This is a genomic window from Catenovulum sp. SX2 (genome assembly GCF_052056295.1).
Lineage (GTDB): Bacteria > Pseudomonadota > Gammaproteobacteria > Enterobacterales > Alteromonadaceae > Catenovulum.
This window is the reverse complement of record NZ_CP182493.1, coordinates 332,803-354,706: the sequence shown is the minus strand read 5'-3', so window position 1 is coordinate 354,706 and position 21,904 is coordinate 332,803. Positions and strand designations below refer to the sequence as shown.

17 protein-coding genes are annotated in these 21,904 nt (G+C 40.3%); 14 read left to right on the top strand and 3 right to left on the bottom strand.

All coding sequences use genetic code 11. From position 1 onward, the window contains the following. Positions 1-116: 116 nt before the first annotated feature. The 8 genes from sdhC (at position 117) to sucD (ending at position 9,913) form a co-directional block, all read left to right on the top strand. Positions 117-491, top strand: coding sequence for a succinate dehydrogenase, cytochrome b556 subunit (gene sdhC / locus ACMZOO_RS01550; protein ID WP_440904977.1), 375 nt, complete (start codon positions 117-119; stop codon positions 489-491). Next, entirely contained in the window at positions 485-832 is a 348-nt protein-coding gene (sdhD, locus tag ACMZOO_RS01545; protein ID WP_440904975.1) for a succinate dehydrogenase, hydrophobic membrane anchor protein, read from the top strand. The genes sdhC and sdhD overlap by 7 nt, the downstream gene beginning before the upstream one ends. Then, complete coding sequence (gene sdhA / locus ACMZOO_RS01540) at positions 833-2,596, top strand: succinate dehydrogenase flavoprotein subunit (protein ID WP_440904974.1); 1,764 nt, start codon at positions 833-835, stop codon at positions 2,594-2,596. Between the two features lie 15 nt (positions 2,597-2,611). After that, positions 2,612-3,319 (top strand): succinate dehydrogenase iron-sulfur subunit, encoded by a 708-nt coding sequence (locus ACMZOO_RS01535; protein WP_016954934.1) that lies wholly within the window; start codon positions 2,612-2,614, stop codon positions 3,317-3,319. 120 nt (positions 3,320-3,439) lie between these two features. Beyond that, positions 3,440-6,247: a 2-oxoglutarate dehydrogenase E1 component gene (locus ACMZOO_RS01530; RefSeq protein WP_440904973.1), complete on the top strand. Its 2,808-nt coding sequence runs from the start codon at positions 3,440-3,442 to the stop codon at positions 6,245-6,247. 18 nt (positions 6,248-6,265) lie between these two features. Then, positions 6,266-7,771 (top strand): 2-oxoglutarate dehydrogenase complex dihydrolipoyllysine-residue succinyltransferase, encoded by a 1,506-nt coding sequence (gene odhB / locus ACMZOO_RS01525; protein WP_440904972.1) that lies wholly within the window; start codon positions 6,266-6,268, stop codon positions 7,769-7,771. A gap of 100 nt (positions 7,772-7,871) precedes the next feature. Beyond that, positions 7,872-9,038, top strand: coding sequence for an ADP-forming succinate--CoA ligase subunit beta (gene sucC / locus ACMZOO_RS01520; protein ID WP_016954937.1), 1,167 nt, complete (start codon positions 7,872-7,874; stop codon positions 9,036-9,038). 2 nt (positions 9,039-9,040) lie between these two features. Continuing rightward, positions 9,041-9,913: a succinate--CoA ligase subunit alpha gene (sucD, locus tag ACMZOO_RS01515; protein WP_440904970.1), complete on the top strand. Its 873-nt coding sequence runs from the start codon at positions 9,041-9,043 to the stop codon at positions 9,911-9,913. 115 nt (positions 9,914-10,028) lie between these two features. On the opposite strand, the gene pyk is transcribed toward sucD, so the two are convergent. Next, a complete protein-coding gene (gene pyk / locus ACMZOO_RS01510) occupies positions 10,029-11,465 on the bottom strand; it encodes a pyruvate kinase (protein ID WP_440904969.1) in 1,437 nt (478 codons plus the stop codon). 103 nt (positions 11,466-11,568) lie between these two features. Further along, positions 11,569-12,426 carry a MurR/RpiR family transcriptional regulator gene (locus tag ACMZOO_RS01505; RefSeq protein WP_440904968.1) on the bottom strand — a complete coding sequence of 286 codons (858 nt, stop codon included), beginning with the start codon at positions 12,424-12,426 and terminating at the stop codon, positions 11,569-11,571. Positions 12,427-12,701: 275 nt separating this feature from the next. Between ACMZOO_RS01505 and zwf the strand changes: the two genes are divergently transcribed. From zwf to ACMZOO_RS01480, 5 genes are read left to right on the top strand one after another with little or no spacing between them, the layout of a single operon-like run. Next, the gene (zwf, locus tag ACMZOO_RS01500; RefSeq protein ID WP_440904967.1) at positions 12,702-14,165 is read left to right on the top strand and encodes a glucose-6-phosphate dehydrogenase; all 1,464 of its coding nucleotides are present in this window, start codon (positions 12,702-12,704) and stop codon (positions 14,163-14,165) included. A gap of 12 nt (positions 14,166-14,177) precedes the next feature. Next, a complete protein-coding gene (gene pgl, locus ACMZOO_RS01495; protein ID WP_440904966.1) occupies positions 14,178-14,867 on the top strand; it encodes a 6-phosphogluconolactonase in 690 nt (229 codons plus the stop codon). Positions 14,868-14,886: 19 nt separating this feature from the next. Further along, a complete protein-coding gene (gene edd, locus ACMZOO_RS01490; RefSeq protein ID WP_440904965.1) occupies positions 14,887-16,707 on the top strand; it encodes a phosphogluconate dehydratase in 1,821 nt (606 codons plus the stop codon). 4 nt (positions 16,708-16,711) lie between these two features. Further along, a complete protein-coding gene (locus ACMZOO_RS01485; protein ID WP_440904964.1) occupies positions 16,712-17,659 on the top strand; it encodes a glucokinase in 948 nt (315 codons plus the stop codon). An 11-nt stretch (positions 17,660-17,670) separates the two neighbouring features. Then, positions 17,671-18,309: a bifunctional 4-hydroxy-2-oxoglutarate aldolase/2-dehydro-3-deoxy-phosphogluconate aldolase gene (locus ACMZOO_RS01480; RefSeq protein ID WP_440904963.1), complete on the top strand. Its 639-nt coding sequence runs from the start codon at positions 17,671-17,673 to the stop codon at positions 18,307-18,309. A 123-nt stretch (positions 18,310-18,432) separates the two neighbouring features. Here ACMZOO_RS01480 and gap read toward each other — a convergent pair whose 3' ends face one another. Continuing rightward, positions 18,433-19,431: a type I glyceraldehyde-3-phosphate dehydrogenase gene (gene gap, locus ACMZOO_RS01475; RefSeq protein WP_440904962.1), complete on the bottom strand. Its 999-nt coding sequence runs from the start codon at positions 19,429-19,431 to the stop codon at positions 18,433-18,435. 271 nt (positions 19,432-19,702) lie between these two features. Here gap and malQ point away from each other — a divergent pair, with 271 nt between their 5' ends. Then, entirely contained in the window at positions 19,703-21,883 is a 2,181-nt protein-coding gene (gene malQ / locus ACMZOO_RS01470) for a 4-alpha-glucanotransferase (RefSeq protein ID WP_440904961.1), read from the top strand. Positions 21,884-21,904 lie beyond the last annotated feature (21 nt).

Below are 21,904 nucleotides of genomic sequence, written 5' to 3'. Positions count from 1 at the left end.
ACATAACTAGATTAAATGAGCAATAGATATCTTGTTAGTAGTAAGTTTTGTTACGATACGATCAAGGACATTTAATAATTTTAATAAAGTTATCAACTTAAGTGGGTAGAAAACTCGTGAACAAGCAAAGACCTATCAATCTGGAACTAAATACCATTAGTTTTCCAGCTTCTGCAATTGCTTCAATCCTTCACCGCGTTACGGGTGTCATCATGTTTTTCGCGATGGGCATTCTAATGTATTTGTTGGCTGTATCATTGGACTCAGAATCAGGTTTCGACTGTGTACAGCAATTCTCTTCTGAACCTTGGGGTAAATTCATATACTGGGGCATTTTAACTGCTTTAGCGTATCACTTGTTAGGTGGTTTACGTCATTTAGTTATGGACTTAGGTTTTTGGGAAGAAATTCAATCAGGTAACTCAAGTGCGCAAATTACTATCGCCTTGACCCTTGTACTATCAGTATTAGCAGGAGTTTGGTTATGGTAACAAATGCCGGAACATTAGGCCGAAGCGGAGTTCACGACTTTGTATTAATTCGTGCAAGTGCATTGGTGTTAACCGCATATGCAATTTTCATGGTTTGCTTTTTTGTTTGTACGCCACAAGTAACTTACGCAGAGTGGACTGGGTTGTTCAGCCAAATCTGGGTTAAGGTATTTACCCTGATTACCCTAATTAGTTTATTAGTTCACGCTTGGATTGGTTTATGGCAGGTTTTAACTGATTATGTTAAGCCAGTTGCCGTAAGAATTTTTCTGCAGTTTGTTTTAAATATTGCCGCGCTTGCTTATTTAGTAACTGGCATCGTAGTTTTGTGGGGTGTGTAAGTGAATATTCCAGTAAGAGAATTTGATGCCGTAGTAATCGGCGCTGGTGGTGCAGGCATGCGTGCTGCATTACAAATTTCCCAATCAGGTAAAACCTGTGCTTTATTATCAAAAGTATTTCCAACTCGTTCGCATACAGTATCTGCTCAAGGTGGTATTACAGTTGCACTAGGTAATGCACACGAAGATAACTGGGAATGGCACATGTACGATACTGTTAAGGGCTCTGATTATATCGGTGACCAAGACGCTATCGAATATATGTGTAAAACAGGCCCTGAAGCTATTATCGAATTAGAGAACATGGGTTTACCTTTCTCTCGTTTTGAAAATGGTCGTGTTTATCAACGTCCGTTCGGTGGTCAGTCGAAAAACTTTGGTGGTGAGCAAGCAGCTCGTACCGCTGCAGCAGCCGACCGTACAGGCCATGCTTTATTACACTTGTTGTACCAACAAAATGTTAAAAACAAAACAACAGTGTTTAGCGAATGGTATGCGCTAGATTTAGTTAAAAACCAAAACGGCGACGTTGTAGGTTGTACTGCAATCGACATTGAAACGGGTGAAGTTGTTTATTTCAAAGCTAAAGCAACTGTTTTAGCTACTGGTGGTGCAGGTCGTATATTTGCATCAACGACCAATGCACATATTAATACTGGTGATGGTGTTGGTATGGCATTGCGCGCTGGTGTACCTTTACAAGATATGGAAATGTGGCAATTCCACCCAACAGGTATCGCAGGCGCTGGTGTACTAGTAACTGAAGGTTGTCGTGGTGAAGGTGGTTACCTACTGAATAAAGACGGTGAGCGCTTTATGGAGCGTTATGCGCCAAATGCTAAAGATTTAGCTGGCCGTGACGTAGTTGCACGTTCAATGATGACGGAAATCCGTGAAGGTCGTGGTTGTGACGGCCCTTGGGGTACACACATTAAACTGAAACTTGATCACTTAGGTGCTGAAGTTTTAGAAAGCCGTTTACCAGGTATTTGCGAATTATCTCGTACCTTTGCGCATGTTGATCCGGTTAAAGAGCCAATTCCAGTTATACCTACATGTCACTACATGATGGGTGGTATTCCAACTAACGTAAATGGTCAAGCTATTACTATTGATAATAGTGGTAACGAGCAAGTGATTAATGGTTTATACGCTTGTGGTGAAATTGCTTGTGTAAGTGTACATGGTGCAAATCGCTTGGGTGGTAACTCGCTATTAGATTTAGTTGTATTTGGTCGTGCAACTGGTTTGTACTTAGGTGATGCATTAAATAACTATGAAGTTCAAGATGCGTCGGGTTCAGATGTAGAAGCTGCGTTAGCGCGTTTCAATCGTTGGGAAAATACTCAGCAAGGTGAAGACCCTGTACAAATTAAGAAAGACTTACAAAAATGTATGCAATTAAACTTCTCTGTATTTAGAGAAGGTGATGCAATGGCGCAAGGTTTGAAAGAATTAGGTGAAATTCGTGAGCGTTTAAAAACAGCGCGTTTAGATGACACAAGTTCAGATTTCAATACGCAGCGCATCGAATGTTTAGAATTAGATAACTTAATGGAAACTGCTTACGCAACTGCGGTTGCGGCAAACTTCCGTACAGAAAGCCGTGGTGCACATAGCCGCTTCGACTTCCCTGAACGTGATGATGAAAATTGGTTATGCCACAGTATTTACAAGCCAGACACTGAAAGTATGTCTAAGCGCCAAGTAAATATGCAGCCAAATACACGCGAAGCATTTCCACCAAAAGTTCGTACTTACTAAAAGGATGGTTATCTAATGAAACAAGTATTTTCGATTTATCGTTACAATCCTGATAAAGATAATAAACCTTTTATGCAGGAATATGAGCTAGATACTGAAGGCCAAGATGTTATGGTGCTTGATGCACTATTAATGTTGAAAGAACAAGACCCAAGTTTATCTTTCAGACGTTCGTGTCGTGAAGGCGTTTGTGGTTCTGATGGCTTAAACATGAATGGTAAAAATGGCTTAGCATGTATTACACCTTTATCTGCGTTAAAAGGTCGTAAAATTGTTATTCGTCCTTTACCTGGTTTACCTGTTGTCCGCGATTTAATAGTGGATATGAGTCAATTTTATACTCAGTATGAAAAAGTTAAGCCATACTTGATCCCAGATCCGAAAAACGTACCTGCGCGTGAGTTTTTACAATCGCCAGAAGAGCGTGAAAAGTTAGACGGTTTATACGAGTGTATTTTGTGTGCTTGTTGTTCAACTTCATGTCCGTCTTTCTGGTGGAATCCAGATAAATTTATTGGACCTGCAGGTTTATTGCATGCGTATCGCTTTTTAGCCGATTCACGTGACGGTGCAACTGACGAGCGTTTAGCAAATTTAGATGACGCTTTCAGCGTTTTCCGTTGTCACGGTATTATGAACTGTGTAAACGTATGCCCGAAAGGATTAAACCCAACCAAGGCCATCGGTAAAATAAAATCGATGCTCTTGAATAAGGCTGTTTAGAAACTAAGCTTAATCTTTATCAAGATTAAAAATAATCTGAATAGCCATTCTTTTGTTGCAAAGAATGGCTATTTTTTTAACAATCAATAACACAAGCAAAGAGCGGAATAGGACAATAATATGCACGAAGGGTCCATGAAAGCCTGGCTCGAATCTTCCCAGTTCGCCGGCGGCAATGCCACTTATATCGAAGAGTTATACGAACAGTATCTCGATAATCCGCAAAGCGTTAGCGATGAATGGCGCGCTTTATTCGACCAATTACCTTCAGTTGAAGGAGTAGAGGTTGAATCCAAACACTCAGATATCCGTGAAGACTTCAAAGAAGCTGCGAAAAAAACACATCGCGGTCAAATTATAGTTCCTCAAGTTACTTCTGATGCTAAACAAGTAAAAGTTCTTCAGCTTATTAATGCTTATAGATTCAGAGGTCATCAACACGCTAACCTAGACCCATTGGGTTTATGGAAACAAGAGCGTGTACGTGATTTAGAGCTTAGTTATCACGAACTTGAACAAGATGATCTAGATAAGCCTTATAATGTTGGGTCGTTAGCAGTTACTGAAGAACACTTAAAGCTAAAAGATATTCAAAGCCTATTGGTCAAAACCTATTGTGGGTCGATTGGCGCTGAATACATGTATATTACCTCCACTGAAGAAAAGCGTTGGTTACAACAACGTTTGGAATCTGTGCAGAGTAAACCAAGCTTAACCCAAGAAGATAAAGTTAAGTTATACAAAGAGCTTGTTGCGGCTGACGGTTTAGAAAAATATTTAGCCAGCAAATTCCCTGGTGCAAAACGTTTCTCATTAGAAGGCGGTGATGCATTAATTCCAATGTTAAAAACTTTAATCAGCCGTGCTGGTGAGCAGGGTGCGAAAGAAGTTGTTATTGGTATGGCTCACCGTGGCCGTTTGAATGTATTGGTTAACGTACTAGGTAAAAATCCATCTGTATTGTTTGACGAGTTTTCTGGTAAACATGATGAAACCTTGGGTGCTGGTGATGTTAAATACCATATGGGTTATTCATCTGATTTCGCAACACCGGGTGGTAACGTCCATTTAGCTCTAGCATTTAACCCGTCTCACTTGGAGATTGTTAATCCAGTAGTGATGGGATCTGTTCGCGCTCGTATGGATCGTCGTAATTGTTCCGATGGTTCGTTGGCTTTACCTATTACCATTCATGGTGATTCAGCTATCGCAGGCCAGGGTGTTGTACAAGAGACTTTCAACTTATCACAAACTCGCGCATATTCGGTTGGTGGTACAGTTCGCATAGTTGTAAATAACCAAGTTGGTTTTACCACACACAACCCTAAAGATACGCGTTCTACTCAATACTGTACTGATATTGCGAAAATGGTACAGGCACCAATTTTCCATGTGAATTCAGATGATCCTGAAGCTGTGGTATTTGCCACTCAAGTTGCATTAGATTTTAGAAATAAATTTAAACGCGATGTGGTTATTGATTTAGTTTGTTACCGTCGCCATGGTCACAATGAAGCTGACGAGCCAAATGCAACTCAGCCTTTGATGTACCAAAAAATCAAAAAACATCCGGTACCTCGCCAAATTTATGCACAGCAGTTAATTGGTGAAAAAGCATTAACTGACCAAGACGCAGAACGAACGGTTGATGAATATCGAGCTGCATTAGATCACGGAGCTTGTGTGGTTGAAGAATGGCGTCCAATGATGGAGCACTCTGTTGATTGGCGTCCGTATTTAAATCACGACTGGGATATCCCTTATGACGCAGCCTTGTCAGTTGAAAGATTAAAAATGCTGGCTGAGCGCGCGAGCTTCTACCCAGAAGATGTTAAACCACAGTCTCGTGTTAAAAAAATCTACCAAGATAGAGCATTAATGGCTAAAGGCGAAAAACCATTAGATTGGGGTTTTGCTGAAACTTTAGCTTATGCCGATTTAGTTGATAGTGGCAATAGAATTCGTATAACAGGTCAAGATTGTGGACGTGGTACATTCTTCCATCGTCATGCTGTGATTCACAACCAAAAAGACGCTTCCACCTATATGCCTTTGCAGAACATAAGTGATAACCAAGCGGTTATTGAAATTTACGATTCTGTATTGTCAGAAGAAGCTGTACTTGCTTTTGAATATGGTTATGCGACAGCAGAGCCGAAGACGTTAACCATTTGGGAAGCGCAATTTGGTGACTTCGCCAATGGTGCTCAAGTAGTTATTGACCAATTCTTAAGTTCAGGTGAAGTGAAGTGGGGTCGTTTGTGTGGTCTAACTATGTTGTTGCCACATGGTTATGAAGGTCAAGGCCCGGAGCATTCATCAGCTCGTTTAGAGCGCTTCTTGCAATTGTGTGCAGATCACAATATTCAAGTTTGTGTGCCTACAACACCAGCGCAAGTATTTAACATGATTCGACGTCAACAAATCCGTCCAATGCGTCGTCCTCTTGTTGTAATGTCGCCAAAATCATTGTTGCGTCATCCTATGGCAGTATCAACACTTGAAGAGTTGTCTGATGGTGTGTACCACAATGTAATTGATGAAATTGATGACTTACCAGCGGAAAAAATTGAACGTGTTGTTATGTGTAGCGGTAAGGTTTATTACGACTTGTATGATGCACGTAATAAAGGTGAGATATCTAACGTAGCTATTATTCGTTTAGAGCAGTTATACCCATTCCCACAAAAAGAAATGGAAGCTGTAATGGCTAAATATGCGCACGTTAAAGATTTTGTATGGTGTCAAGAAGAGCCGCAAAATCAAGGTGCTTGGTATTGTAGTCAACATCATTTTTGGGACGTTATCCCTGCAGGTGCTAAATTAAAATACGTTGGTCGTGCAGCGTCTGCTTCGCCAGCCGTTGGTTATTTAGCGGTTCATAACAAACAGCAAAAAGACTTAGTGCAACAAGCACTAACCGTATAACAACGAGAGAACTAAGATATGGCAATTGAAATTAAAGTACCTGTATTACCTGAGTCAGTCGCAGACGCTTCTATCGCTACTTGGCATGTTAAAGCTGGCGACAAGGTAACGCGCGATCAAAACTTAGTTGATATTGAAACGGACAAGGTTGTATTAGAAGTTGTAGCACCTCAAGATGGGGAAATCCTCGAAATTATCCACACTGAAGGTGACACAGTTCTAGGTGAACAAATTATCGCAAAATTAGGTGAAGCAGGTGAAGCTGCTGCACCTAAAGCATCAAACGAACAAAGCTCAGCGCCAGTAGCTGACAATCAAGCAAAAGGTGAAAAAGTGCAAATTAAAGTTCCAGTTCTTCCAGAATCAGTAGCAGACGCAACAATTGCTACTTGGCATGTTCAACCTGGTGACGCAGTAAAACGTGACCAGAATCTTGTTGATATTGAAACTGATAAAGTTGTTTTAGAAGTTGTTGCACCAGAAGACGGTGTACTTGCTGAAGTATTAGAGCAAGAGGGCGCTACTGTATTAGGCGAGCAAGTTATTGGTGTATTAGCTAAAGGTGAAGGCGCTGCGGCTCCAGCACCAGCTGCTAGTGAAGAAGCTGAATCAGAAGAAGCTTCTGATGCATTAACGCCATCTGTACGTCGTGCTTTGGCTGAAAACGGTATTAGCACTGAAGAAGCGAACAAAATTAAAGGTACTGGCGAAAAAGGTCGTTTAACTAAAGAAGACGTTGCAGCTTATGTTAAAGCTAAAGCACAACGCCAAGCGACTTCTGAAGCGGTTAAACAAGAAACTTCATCAGCTGCAGCAGTTGGCGAGCGTTCACAAAAACGTGTACCTATGACGCGTTTACGTAAGCGTGTGGCTGAGCGTTTATTAGATGCGAAAAATTCAACTGCAATGTTAACGACATTTAACGAAGTTAACATGAAACCTATTATGGATATTCGCAAGGTTTATCAAGAATCGTTTGAGAAGAAACACGGTATTCGTATAGGATTTATGTCGTTCTTCGTTAAAGCGGTAACTGAAGCTTTAAAACGCTTCCCAGAAGTAAATGCTTCAATTGATGGCGATGATATTGTTTATCACAACTACTTTGACGTAAGTATTGCTGTTTCTACACCTCGTGGTTTAGTAACACCAGTATTAAGAGACACAGATCAACTTTCTCTAGCTGAAATGGAGAAGGGTATTCGCGATTTAGCGATTAAAGGTCGTGACGGTAAGTTGACGATTGATGAAATGACTGGCGGTAACTTCACTATTACTAATGGTGGTGTATTCGGTTCATTGATTTCTACACCAATCATTAACCCGCCGCAAACAGCGATTTTAGGTATGCATAAGATCCAAGAACGTCCAATGGCTGTTAACGGTAAAGTAGAAATTTTACCTATGATGTACTTGGCACTTTCTTACGATCATAGATTGGTAGACGGTAAAGAATCAGTTGGTTTCTTAGTAACAATTAAAGAGTTATTAGAAGACCCTACACGCCTGCTATTAGATCTGTAATAAGACTTAAGCCGGCAATATAAATCAGTATTGCCGGCATATAATCGATAGGTTATCTAGATATAACCTGCTTAACCCCAAAGAAAATGGAAAAACTGTCATGAATTTGCATGAATATCAAGGCAAGCAGTTGTTCGCTCAATACGGACTACCTGTTTCAAAAGGTATCGCAGCTGAAACACCAGCTGAAGCGGTTGCTGCTGCTGACCAATTAGGTTACGACAAGTTTGTTGTTAAAGCTCAAGTACACGCTGGTGGCCGTGGTAAAGCTGGTGGTGTTAAAGTTGTTTCATCGAAAGAAGAAATTAAAGCGTTTGCAGAAAAATGGTTAGGTAACAACTTAGTTACTTATCAAACAGATGCAAATGGTCAGCCAGTAAGCCGTATTTTGGTTGAAGACGTTGCTGATATTGATCGCGAATTATATTTAGGCGCAGTTGTTGACCGTTCAACTCGTCGTATTGTTTTCATGGCATCTACCGAAGGTGGTGTGGAAATTGAGAAAGTTGCTGAAGAAACGCCTGAGAAAATCTTAAAAGCGACAATTTGCCCATTAGCTGGTGCTCAACCTTATCAAGGTCGTGAGTTAGCGTTCAAATTAGGTTTAGAAGGTAAACAAGTATCTCAATTCGTTAAAATTTTCTTAGGTTTAGCTAAATTATTCAAAGAAAAAGACGTTGAGCTAATTGAAATCAACCCATTAATTACCACAGGTGCAGGTGACTTACACTGTCTTGACGCTAAAGTTGCTATCGACAGCAATGCTGTTGGTCGTCATCCTGACATCAAAGAAATGCACGATCCAACCCAAGAAGATGCGCGTGAAGCAAATGCGGCTAAATGGGAATTAAACTACGTTGCATTAGACGGCAACGTTGGTTGTATGGTTAATGGTGCAGGCCTTGCAATGGGTACTATGGATATAGTTAACTTAAATGGTGGCCGTCCAGCTAACTTCTTAGATGTTGGTGGTGGCGCGACTAAAGAGCGTGTTGCTGAAGCTTTCAAAATCATCTTATCTGATAGCAATGTAAAAGCTGTTTTAGTTAATATTTTTGGTGGTATCGTACGTTGCGACATGATAGCTGAAGGTATTATCGGTGCAGTTAAAGAAGTTGGTGTAAACGTACCAGTTGTTGTTCGTTTAGAAGGTACTAACGCAGATAAAGGACGTGAAGTTCTTGCAAATTCTGGTGTTGATATCATTGCAGCTGAAAGTTTACAAAACGCTGCTGAATTAGTTGTTAAAGCTGCAGCGGAGGCCTAATAATGTCTGTTTTAATTAATAAAGATACTAAAGTTATTTGCCAAGGTTTCACTGGTTCTCAAGGTACTTTCCATTCAGAGCAAGCAATTGCCTATGGTACGCAAATGGTTGGTGGTGTTACACCAGGTAAAGGCGGCCAAGTACACTTAGGTTTACCTGTATTTAACACAGTTAAAGAAGCGGTTGCTGAAACAGGTGCGGATGCATCTGTAATTTACGTACCAGCTGCATTTGTTAAAGATTCAATTTTAGAAGCTGCAAATGCGGGTATTAGATTAATCGTATGTATCACTGAAGGTGTTCCTACACTTGATATGCTTGACTGTAAAGTTAAGTGTGACGAGTTAGGTGTACGTTTAATTGGTCCTAACTGTCCAGGTGTTATCACGCCAGGTGAATGTAAAATTGGTATCATGCCTGGTCATATTCATATGCCTGGTAAAGTTGGTATTGTTTCACGCTCTGGTACTTTAACGTATGAAGCTGTTAAACAAACAACAGACGCTGGTTTTGGTCAATCTACTTGTGTTGGTATTGGTGGTGATCCAATCCCTGGCACTAACTTCATTGACGTATTAGAAATGTTCCAAAACGACCCTCAAACTGAAGCAATCGTTATGATTGGTGAAATTGGTGGTACAGCAGAAGAAGAAGCTGCAGCTTACATTAAAGCAAATGTAACTAAGCCTGTTGTTTCTTACATTGCAGGTGTTACTGCTCCTCCAGGTAAACGTATGGGTCACGCTGGTGCTATCATCTCTGGTGGTAAAGGTACAGCTGACGATAAATTTGCAGCATTAGAAGCGGCGGGTGTTAAAACTGTTCGTTCATTAGCTGAAATTGGTAAAGCATTAGCGGAAAAAACTGGCTGGTAAGCGCTGGTTTTATCCGATTAAAAAGCGACTTAGGTCGCTTTTTTTATACCTGAGTTTTAATCGACACAAAAAAAGCGGCCTAAGCCGCTTTTTGCAAATTCATTAGCAATGAAAATTAGTTAACTTTAACTAATTTTAATGTGTTGGTTGCACCAACAGTTTCCATTGCATCACCGTGAGTCACTAAAATTAAGTCGCCTTTTTCTAAGTGACCAGCTTCTTTTAATGTTGCTAAAACATCATTGCTTAAAGATGCAGGGTTAGACTTAGTTGAGTCGAAGAAATAAGGTTGAACACCACGATATAAAGCACAAGTAGTTAATGTTTTCTCATGACGAGATAAAGCAAAAATACGAATGCCTGAGCTAATGCGTGACATTAATTTAGCTGTGCTACCAGTTTCTGTTAAACAAACAATCGCTTTAACATCACCAGTGTGATTTGCAGCGTACATTGCTGAAAGTGCAACAGTTTCAGAGATTGAAGTGAATTTTTCATCTAATCTGTGTTTTGAAGCTAATACACTTGGGTGTTTTTCAGCACCAACACAAACGCCAGCCATTGACTGTACAGTTTCTAATGGGTATTTACCTGATGCAGTTTCACCAGACAACATTACTGCGTCTGTACCATCTAATACAGCGTTTGCAACGTCCATAACTTCTGCACGAGTTGGCATTGGGTTTTCAATCATTGACTCCATCATTTGAGTCGCAGTGATAACCGCACGGTTTAATTGACGTGAACGAGAAATTAATTTCTTTTGTTTGCTAACAAGAGCAGCATCACCAATTTCAACACCTAAGTCACCACGAGCAACCATAACAACATCACAGTTAGTGATGATGTCGTCAATTGCTTCGTCAGTTTCAACTGTTTCAGCGCGCTCAACTTTAGCGACGATTTGTGCGTCTAAACCAGCTTCTTGAGCTAGTTGACGAGCATAACGTAAATCAGCACCTGATTGTGGGAAAGAAACTGCTAAGAAATCAACGCCGATTTTTGCTGCTAATTTGATGTCTTCTTTATCTTTATCAGTTAATGCTGGTGCAGATAAACCACCACCTAACTTGTTGATGCCTTTCTTGTCTGATAATTTGCCACCAATTTTAACTGTGGTTAAAATTTTATTGCCTTCAACACCATCAACAGTTAGTTGTACACGGCCATCGTCCAATAATAAAGTGTCGCCAGAAACAACATCTTCAACCAAAGCTTTGTAATCAAGACCAACTGATTCTTGAGTACCTTCGCCACGACCTAAATCAGCATCAAGAATGAACTTGTCACCGATGTTTAAGAAAATTGGGCCATCTTTAAATGTTGATACACGGATTTTTGGACCTTGTAAGTCACCTAAAATACCTACGTGGCGACCTAAAGATTTAGCAATTTCACGAACATCTTCTGCGCGCTTAACGTGATCTTCTGGCACACCGTGAGAAAAGTTCATACGGACTACGTTAGCACCAGCTTCAATAATTTTACGTAAATTTCCATCACGGTCAGTAGCTGGACCTAATGTAGTTACAATCTTGGTTCTTCTAAACATTCGCTTGGCTCCCAATTATGCGATTTGTGTGTGGGATTAAATTATAAGGTGTTAATTATACTCAAAAGTAACACTTTATTGAATTAAAAATAAGTTACAGAAATTAATGATCTCTCATTCCTTTACTGTATCTGGATTCTTTGAGCCCATCTTTGACTCGTTTTAAATTTTCTCTAAATTTACTGCCGCGTCGCAGGGTAAAACCAGTCGCTAATATATCTATTAATACCAGTGCTGCAATACGCGACGACATTGGCATGTATAAATCTGTATCTTCACTGATCTCTAGAGATAATACCAAATTACATTCTGCAGCTAATGGGCTAGTAGCGTCTGTGATACCTATAACTGTTGCATCGTTATTTCTTGCGAGCATAGCACTTTCCACATGACTTTTAGTTCGGCCTGTATGCGATATAAATACAACCACTTCACCTTCAGTGCTATTGATACAGCTCATGCGTTGCATTAATACGTCATCAAAACAAATAACCGGGATATTAAATCGGAAAAATTTGTTTTGTGCATCGTGAGCAACTGCCGCACTTGCGCCCAAGCCGAAAAAAGATATCTTTTTCGCTTGAGTGAGTATATCAACGGCTTTATTGATGCTGTGGGTATCTAAATGATGGCGAGCGTGTTCAAGTGCTGCCATAGTCGAGTCGAATATTTTTTCGCAATAGGCATCAGGGCCGTCTTCTTCATCGACATGTCGATTTAAATACGGTGTGCCACTTGCTAAACATTGCGCAAGGTGAAGTTTAAAATCTGGGAAACCTTTAGTGTCCATTCGCCTACAGAATCGATTCACTGTCGGTTCCGATACATCGGCCGCTTTGGCTAAATTAGCAATACTGCTGTGCATTGCACTTTGCGGTGATGCCATAATAACTTCGGCAACTTTGCGTTCAGATTTGCTAAACGTATGTTGAGATTGCGCAATCTTTTCAAGAATATTCATAACCAAATGGCCAAACTTGTTAATATTTAGCCTATTATGCATTAACTTCAGTCGTAATTTAACTACAAAATAACACGAAACTGATATTTTTATGTAATTCAACTACATTTTTGGTTACAATACAGAATATAACAAGTTTGAATACGTATTCGGCTAGGGCAAAATCATTGCATAAGTTGTAATGTAACTGTTTTTAGTGTTCAATACCGCGCTTAAATTGCGCTTAGGCGCACTGGCTAATTCTTATCTTATTTCACTTTAAACGGGGAGTTATCATGGTCTCGCAAACTCATAAGCCATGTGATCTTGTATTATTCGGTACCAAAGGGGATTTGGCACGCCGTAAACTTTTACCTTCTTTATACCAGTTGGAAAAGGCAAATTTATTAGACGAACAAACTCGCATTGTTGGTGTAGCGCGTAACGAAATGTCTCAAGCTGAATACGTGGACATGGTACGTGAAGCGTTGCAAACTTTCATGAAAGAAGAAGTTTGTGAAGAAACTTGGGGTCGTTTCTCAGGCAAATTAGACTACTGTAAAGTAGATATGACCAATGAAGAAGAGTACAACAAGCTAGCTGACCACGTAGATCAAGCTAAGCGTGTAATGGTTAACTACTTCTCTACACCTCCTTCAATTTTTGGTGCAATCTGCCGTGGCTTAAAAGCAGCAGGTTTAATCAATGATGAAACTCGTGTTGTATTAGAAAAACCAATCGGACACGATTTAGCATCTTCAAAAGTTATCAATGACCAAGTAGCGGCTTTCTTCAAAGAAGAACAAACATACCGTATTGACCACTACTTAGGTAAAGAAACTACACTTAACCTATTGGCATTGCGTTTCGCAAACTCTTTATTTGCAAACAACTGGGATCACAACTGTATCGACCACGTACAAATCACAGTAGCTGAAGAAGTGGGTATTGAAGGCCGTTGGGGTTACTTTGACGACGCAGGTCAAATGCGTGATATGGTGCAAAACCACTTATTGCAAGTACTAAGCTTAGTTGCAATGAATCCACCAGTAAGTTTAGACGCTAGCAGCGTACGTGACGAAAAAGTTCGTGTAATGAAGTGTTTGCGTCCAATTACCAAAGATAATGTTAAAGATAAGACTGTTCGTGGTCAATATTCTGCTGGTGTTATCAAAGGCAAATCAGTTCCTGGTTACCTAGAAGAAGAAGGTGCTAACACAGAAAGTAACACTGAATCTTTCGTTGCTTTACGTGTTGACATCGACAACTGGCGTTGGTCAGGTGTACCTTTCTACCTACGTACAGGTAAACGTATGCCAGAAAAATTAACTGAAATTGTTATCCACTTCAAAAACATGCCTCACAACATCTTTAAAGAAAGTTATGGCACTTTACCTGCAAACGTATTAACAATTCGTATGCAGCCACGTGAAGGTGTTGAAGTTATGATGTTGAACAAGGTTCCAGGCCTTGACGATCACATGGTATTGCAAGAAACTAAGTTAGACTTGAGTTTCTCAGAAGCATTTAAAGACCAACGCATTGCTGATGCATATGAGCGTTTGTTATTAGAAGCATTATTAGGTAATCAATCATTGTTCGTACGTCGTGACGAAGTTGAAGCGGCATGGACTTGGGTAGACGGTATTTTCAAAGCTTGGGAACAAACTTTGGATAAACCTAAAGCATATCCTGCAGGCACTTGGGGACCAGAAGGTTCAGCATTGTTGTTAGCAAAAGATGGCCGTGAGTGGGATTAATAGGGAATAGTTATGCAATTTTCTGAATTTCAAAGTACAGAACAATTAAATACAGAATTTGCTAATCGCGTTGCAAGCTTGCTTGCAACCGCTATTAGCAACAAAGGTAAAGCAAGCTTGGTAGTTTCAGGCGGTCGCACACCTTTACCTTTTTTCAAACAACTTTCACAAGCTGATATTGAATGGTCAAAAGTTTCAATTACATTAGCTGATGAACGTTGGGTTGATAAATCGCACGAAGCAAGTAATACTGCATTAGTATTAAATAATTTAATTCAAAACAAGGCAGCAGACGCGACTTTTGTTGAACTTAAAACATCTGAAGAAAGTGCATTTGGTGCAGAAGCTTCTGTTAAACAGAGCCTGCAAAATTTGTCTTTGCCGATTGATGTTTTAATTTTAGGCATGGGTGAAGACGGGCACACAGCTTCATTGTTCCCATGTTCTGAGCAAATTCAACAAGGTTTAACTTCAGAAGATATCGTTTTGGCAGTACAGCCAACAACTGCGCCACATGAGCGTATGTCGTTTACGTTGAAGACATTGCTTGAAAGCCAGCAGATTTTCGTGCATCTAGTTGGTGACAGCAAAAAGGCTGTATTAGACAAAGCGTTAGCAGGTGATAAAGTTGAAGAAATGCCAATTCGTGCAATTCTTAAACAAGACAATACACCTGTAGAAGTAGTCTGGGCTGCTAAATAAGCCAGGAGACTAACTGTCTATGAACTCAATTGTGCAGGAAGTAACAGAACGCGTAATCGAACGAAGTAAAGAAACGCGCCAAGCGTATCTTAACAAGGTAGAAAGGGCCAGAGTTAAAGGTCCTCATCGAGAAGTTTTATCCTGCGGCAATTTGGCACATGGCTATGCAGCCTGTGCCAAACACGATAAAAATACATTAAAACAATTTACTAAAGCCAATATTGGCATTATCACATCATACAACGACATGCTATCTGCTCATCAACCATATGAGCACTATCCAAAAATAATAAAAGACGCAATTGCTGAAACTGGCAGTGTTGCACAGGTTGCTGGCGGCGTTCCAGCTATGTGTGACGGTGTAACTCAAGGTCAACCAGGAATGGATTTGAGTTTATTAAGCCGTGACGTAATTGCAATGGCATCATGCATAGGCCTATCTCACAACATGTTTGATGGGGCATTAATGCTCGGTATTTGTGACAAAATCGTACCCGGTTTAGTAATGGCTTCATTGTCATTCGGTCACTTACCTTTCGTATTTATACCTGCTGGACCTATGTCTTCTGGCATTCCAAACTCGGAAAAAACACGAGTACGAATGCTGTATGCTGAAGGCAAAATTGGTCAAGAAGCTTTATTAGAATCTGAGTCGGCTTCTTATCATTCAGCTGGTACATGTACATTTTATGGTACTGCAAACAGTAACCAACTTGTTGTTGAGATGATGGGGTTACATTTACCGGGATCTTCATTTGTTGAAACCGATAGTGTACTTCGCCATGCTTTAACCCGTGCTGCCGCAAAACAAGTGACTAGAATCACACATTTAGGTAACGACTACACACCAATCTCGAAAATAGTTGATGAAAAATCTGTAATCAACGGCATTATTTCTTTGTTAGCCACAGGTGGTTCGACCAACCACACCATGCATTTAGTTGCTATGGCTCGTGCAGCAGGAATTATTGTTGATTGGAATGATTTTTCTGATTTATCCAATGCGACGCCACTATTGACGCGCATTTATCCTAATGGAACAGCCGATATCAACCACTTCCATCAAGCTGGTGGCATGGCGGTATTATTCAAAGAATTATTGGATGCAGATATTTTACACAATGATGTAAATACTGTTTGCGGTAAGGGGCTTGAAAAATATACCAAAACGCCAGTATTGCAAGATGGTGAGTTAGTTTGGGTTGACGAACCAACACGCTCAAAAGACTTAACCGTTATTGCCTCTGCGAAAAAACCATTTAAATCAAATGGTGGTTTACAGGTATTAACTGGTAACTTAGGTCGAAGTGTGATGAAAACTTCTTCTTTACCACAAGGCGACGTCAGTTTTACTGCGCCAGCTAAAGTATTTGAAAGCCAACATGAGCTAGAAAAAGCTTTTAAAGACGGTAAATTAGAAGGTGATTTTGTCGCCGTTGTTCGTTTCCAAGGCCCTAAAGCCATTGGTATGCCTGAATTGCATAAACTGACACCACCTTTAGGTGTGTTACAAGACAGAGGGCAGAAAGTTGCATTAGTAACTGACGGTCGTATGTCTGGTGCATCAGGTAAAGTGCCAGCTGCAATTCATATGACACCTGAAGCTATCGACGGTGGATTAATCGCTAAAGTTGAAGAAGGCGATTTAATTTTAGTTGACTCAGCGAATGGCAAGGTTGAATTATTAGTTGAACAGGCAGAACTCGACAAACGTCAAGCAGCCGTACCACATTTAGTAACACAAGAACGTGAAGGTATGGGACGTGAATTTTTCGGTTCAATGCGTTCAAGAATGACAGGTGCTGAAGAAGGCGCATGTTGTTTGTTTTATCAGGATTAAATAAATGACAAAAATAGTAGCGGATATCGGCGGTACCAATATGCGTATCGCACAAACGGATGGTATTAATAGCATTCGTGATATTAAAAAGTACAAGGTGACAGATTTCGCGTCACCTGTGGATACGATCAAAGCTTATATCCAAGACAGTGGATGTGCCCAGCCTACACATGTATGTATGGCAATTGCATGTCCGGTTGCGGGTGATCAAATTACCATGACAAATCACTCATGGTCGTTTTCGATCGAACAGAGTCAGAAAGAGTTGGGTGTACAAGCACTTTATGTGATCAATGATTTCACTGCGGTTGCTTTGTCTGTGCCATTTCTTGCTGATGAACAAAAAATTCAAGTTGGTGGTGAACAACCTCAATTGGATAAACCGATTGCAGTTTACGGTGCCGGTACTGGCCTTGGTGTTGCTCATGTTGTTCCTTTGGCGGACAAGTGGGTACCATTACCAGGTGAGGGTGGTCACGTAGATTTTGCAACAAACACAGAAGTTGAAGCTAAAATTTTAGCATTTTTAGCAGACGAACTGGGTCATGTTTCGGCAGAAAGAATAATATCAGGACAAGGTATAGCGAACATTTACCGCGCCCTAGCTCATATTAACGACGCAGACATAAAATCATTAGAACCAGCAGAAGTGACTGAAAAGGCACTTGCTGGTGAATGTGACTTGTGTAAACAAGCACTTGATGTATTTTGTGACACGCTCGGTAGCTTTGGTGGTAACTTGGCGCTGAATTTATTAACTCGAGGTGGCGTTTACATAGCAGGGGGAATTGTTCCACGCTTTATCGACTACGTTGTACAAAGTGGTTTTAGAAACCGTTTTGATGCAAAAGGCCGTTTTGAGAAGTTAAATAAATCTATACCTGTATACATAGTCACGGAAGAGCAACCCGGGTTATTAGGCGCAGCAGCTTACATTGCGCAGAACACATAAGGTTTAAGTAAATGGCAACAAGAAATTGGGCTATGCAGCCCCTTGACGTGATGAATGCAGGAAAAGTAGTACCTGTATTAGTATTTAAAAAACTTGAGCATGCAGTTCCAGTAGCTGAAGCTTTGATGGAAGGTGGTGTTAATGTTTTAGAAATCACCTTACGTACAGAGTGTGCAGTGGACGCAATCGAGTTAATTTCTCAGAAATTACCAGAAGCTATCACAGGCGCAGGTACGGTAATTAATGCACAGCAACTACAAGCAGTTGAAAATGCAGGTGCTAAGTTTGCAATCAGCCCAGGTTTAACACCAGGCTTGTTAGAAGCTGCAAACAAAAGTAAAACCGCATTAATTCCAGGTATTGCAACTATCTCTGAATTGATGCTTGGTATTGAACACGGTTACGACTGTTTCAAATTTTTCCCAGCAGAAGCAAACGGTGGGGTGAATGCACTTAAATCTATTGGTGGTCCATTCCCGCATATCAATTTCTGTCCAACTGGTGGTATTAGCCCAAATAATTTAAAAGATTATTTGGCACTTCCAAACGTTCGTTGTGCGGGCGGTTCTTGGTTAGTACCACAAGATGCTGTTGAAGCAGGTGATTGGAAACGAATCACTGAATTAGCAAAAGCTGCTTCACAAGCATAATCTTATGTCGCTAGGGGAATGGCTTAGTTGCTCATTCCCTAGTCAAAGGAAATTGAATAATTTCCTATCAGATACAAAAAAGCCGTCTAATCAGACGGCTTTTTTATTGGAATCAAACCAATTTTAGTTTTTAGCAATATGAGCTACTAAATCTAAAACTTTGTTTGAATAACCGATTTCGTTGTCGTACCAAGATACAACTTTAACGAAAGTGTCAGTTAATGCGATACCTGCTTTAGCATCGAATACTGAAGTACATTTCTCACCGATAAAGTCGTTAGAAACAACTTCGTCTTCTGTGTAACCTAAAATACCTTTTAATGCACCGTTAGAAGCATCTTTCATTGCTTGACAGATTTCTTCGTAAGTAGCTGGCTTTTCTAAGTTAACTGTTAAGTCAACAACAGAAACATCTGGAGTAGGTACACGGAAAGCCATACCAGTTAATTTACCATTTAACTGAGGAATTACTTTACCTACAGCTTTAGCTGCACCAGTTGAAGATGGGATGATGTTTTGGCTAGCACCACGACCACCGCGCCAATCTTTAACAGATGGACCATCAACAGTTTTTTGCGTTGCTGTAGTTGCGTGAACAGTTGTCATTAAACCGTCTTTAATACCCCAAGTATCGTTTAATACTTTAGCAAGAGGTGCTAAACAGTTAGTTGTACAAGATGCATTTGAAACTATGTCTTGGCCTTCGTAAGCGTCTAAGTTAACGCCACATACAAACATAGGTGTCGCATCTTTAGAAGGTGCTGACATTACAACTTTTTTCGCGCCAGCTTCAATGTGCTTACGTGCAGTTTCGTCAGTTAAGAATAAACCAGTTGATTCAACAACGATTTCTGCGCCAATAGCATCCCATTTCAAATCTGCAGGGTTACGCTCAGCAGTAACGCGTACAGTTTTACCATTTACAACTAAGTTGCCGTCTTTAACTTCTACTTCGCCTTGGAAACGACCGTGAGTTGAATCGTACTTCAACATGTACGCCATGTATTCAACATCGATAAGGTCGTTAATACCAACAACTTCGATATCGTCACGCTCTACAGAAGCGCGGAAAACGAAACGACCGATACGGCCAAAACCATTGATACCTACTTTAATAGTCATAGTGGTTCCTAATTATTTAATTTGAATCATTATGTGTTACCCAACTTTCAACCCGCTTGTTGCAAGCTAGAGTGACATGGATTTTGTTATAGCGTAAAAAACTGCGCGCATTATACAAAAAATAGTGAATAAAAACCCGAAATTTTTTGCTACAAATACATATATATTCACTATTTAGCTAGTTTTTGAATTCGTATGCGAAAACCGAATAAATCGTGAAAAATCTGTATTTTCGTTTATGCTAAACACAAACAGCTAACTAGGATTCATGATGAACAACGAACTTATTGAGCATATAGCTAAGGCTAGGGGCATTGAAACCAAATATATAAATGCTTGGGGCAAGGAAGAAAGTGTTGATGAAAGCAGTAAAGCTAAAATATTACGCGCTATGGGATATGCAGTAGACGACCAAGCTGAACTACAAAAGCAGTTGGAAAAAGAAAAACGCGACTATTGGCTTGGTTATGTTAATCCAGTCAAAATCGTTCGCGAGCACGAAGATATTGAAATTGAAGTTAGAGTTGCAATTGTTCAAGCAAACAGTCAGTTTAAATTTAAACTACTGTTAGAAAATGGCGAAACTATTGAGCACGTATTCACGCCTGTTGCTGGTGAAATGTTAGATGTTGCGCTGATACAAGACATAGAATATCAAGAATACCTAATCTCTGTTCCGCATACTCTACCTTGGGGTTACCATGAACTTGAGCTGATTGATGATGAAAATAATCTGTTATCAGCTCAGTCTTTAATTGTCGCGCCAACTCGCTGTTACGATGCTTCAGCTATCGCCGAAGGAAAAAAGATTTGGGGTACCAGTATTCAGTTATATTGTGTTCGCTCTAAACGCAATTGGGGTATAGGCGATTTTACTGATTTAACCTTCTTAATTGAAAAAATGGCTTTGCGCGGTGCCGATTTTGTTGGTTTAAACCCTATTCATGCTTTGTATCCATCTAATCCAGATAGTTGTAGTCCATATAGTCCATCGTCACGCCGTTGGTTGAACTTGTGGTATATAGATCCAGAAATGGTTGATGGTTTTACTCAATCAAATCAAGTACAAACCCTCATTGAGAGCGAGAACTTCAAGCAAACTAAACAGCATGCACGTGAAGTTGAATATGTTGATTATAGTGCCGTCGCACACATTAAACTGCCTGTACTAAAAGCCTTATTTGAATACTTTAAACAGAATTGTCCGCAGCAAGACTTTAACCATTTTGTTGAACAAGGTGGTGAATCTTTACAGCAACAAGCAATTTTTGACGCGGTACAAGATAACCTGCAACAACAAGGTATTTTTGCTTGGGGTTGGCCGAGTTGGCCTGAAAACTTAAATGAATATTCAAAACCTGATGTCGCAAAATTTGCTGAACAACATCCTGACTTAGTCAATTTTTATGCTTGGTGTCAGTGGATTGCTGCACAACAATTGGAAGCTTGCCAACAAAAAGCTAAAGAGCTTGGCATGACACTAGGTATTTATCGTGATTTAGCTGTGGGTGTAAGTTCGGGCAGTGCTGAGGTTTGGGCTAACCGAGATTTATACTGTGCCGATATTAGTGTGGGGGCGCCACCTGATCCACTCGGCCCACAAGGGCAAAGTTGGGGTTTACCTCCTATGGAACCTAACAAGTTATACGATCAGGGTTATCAGCCTATTATTGATTTGTATCGTACCAATATGCAGTCATGTGGTGCTTTGCGCATCGATCACGTAATGGCATTGTTGCGTTTGTGGTGGGTGCCTGGTGGTGGGCATGCAACACAAGGTGCCTATGTATATTACCCATTAGATGATTTGTTGGCCTTGCTGTGTTTAGAAAGTCATAGAAATCAATGCATGATAGTGGGTGAAGATTTAGGCACTGTGCCTGCGGGCATTCGCGATATTTTTGCAGAAAACAACGTATTGTCGTATCGGGTATTTTTCTTTGAAACAGCGCCAGACGGTGGCTTTTATTCGCCGTCACATTACCCTGAACAAGCTATGGCAACATTAACTACGCATGATATGGCAACGCTCAAAGGTTTTTGGCATTGTGATGACTTAAAATTGGGTAAAGAGCTTGGTATATACAAAGATGAAGTCGAATTAGAAGGCTTGTTCCATGCAAGGCATGTTTCGAAACAAAGAATCTTAGATAGTTTGCATGGCCACGGCTCAATTCCACATTATATATCGCATGACGCACATCAAGTTGGCATGAGTCAAGAGCTCAATTATGCAATGCAAATACATATGGCAAAAGCTAAGTCTTCGTTGTTAGCTCTACAATTAGAAGACTGGTTAGAAATGGATAAACCTGTCAATGTTCCGGGCACATGTGATGAGTACCCGAACTGGCGAAGAAAATTAACCAAAGATATTGAAGATATTTTTTCATTGCCGGAAATTAACCATTTAACTCAGGCGTTAAACCAAGCAAGAGAAAATACACTTTAGGATAAATTTTGAAACCACGTG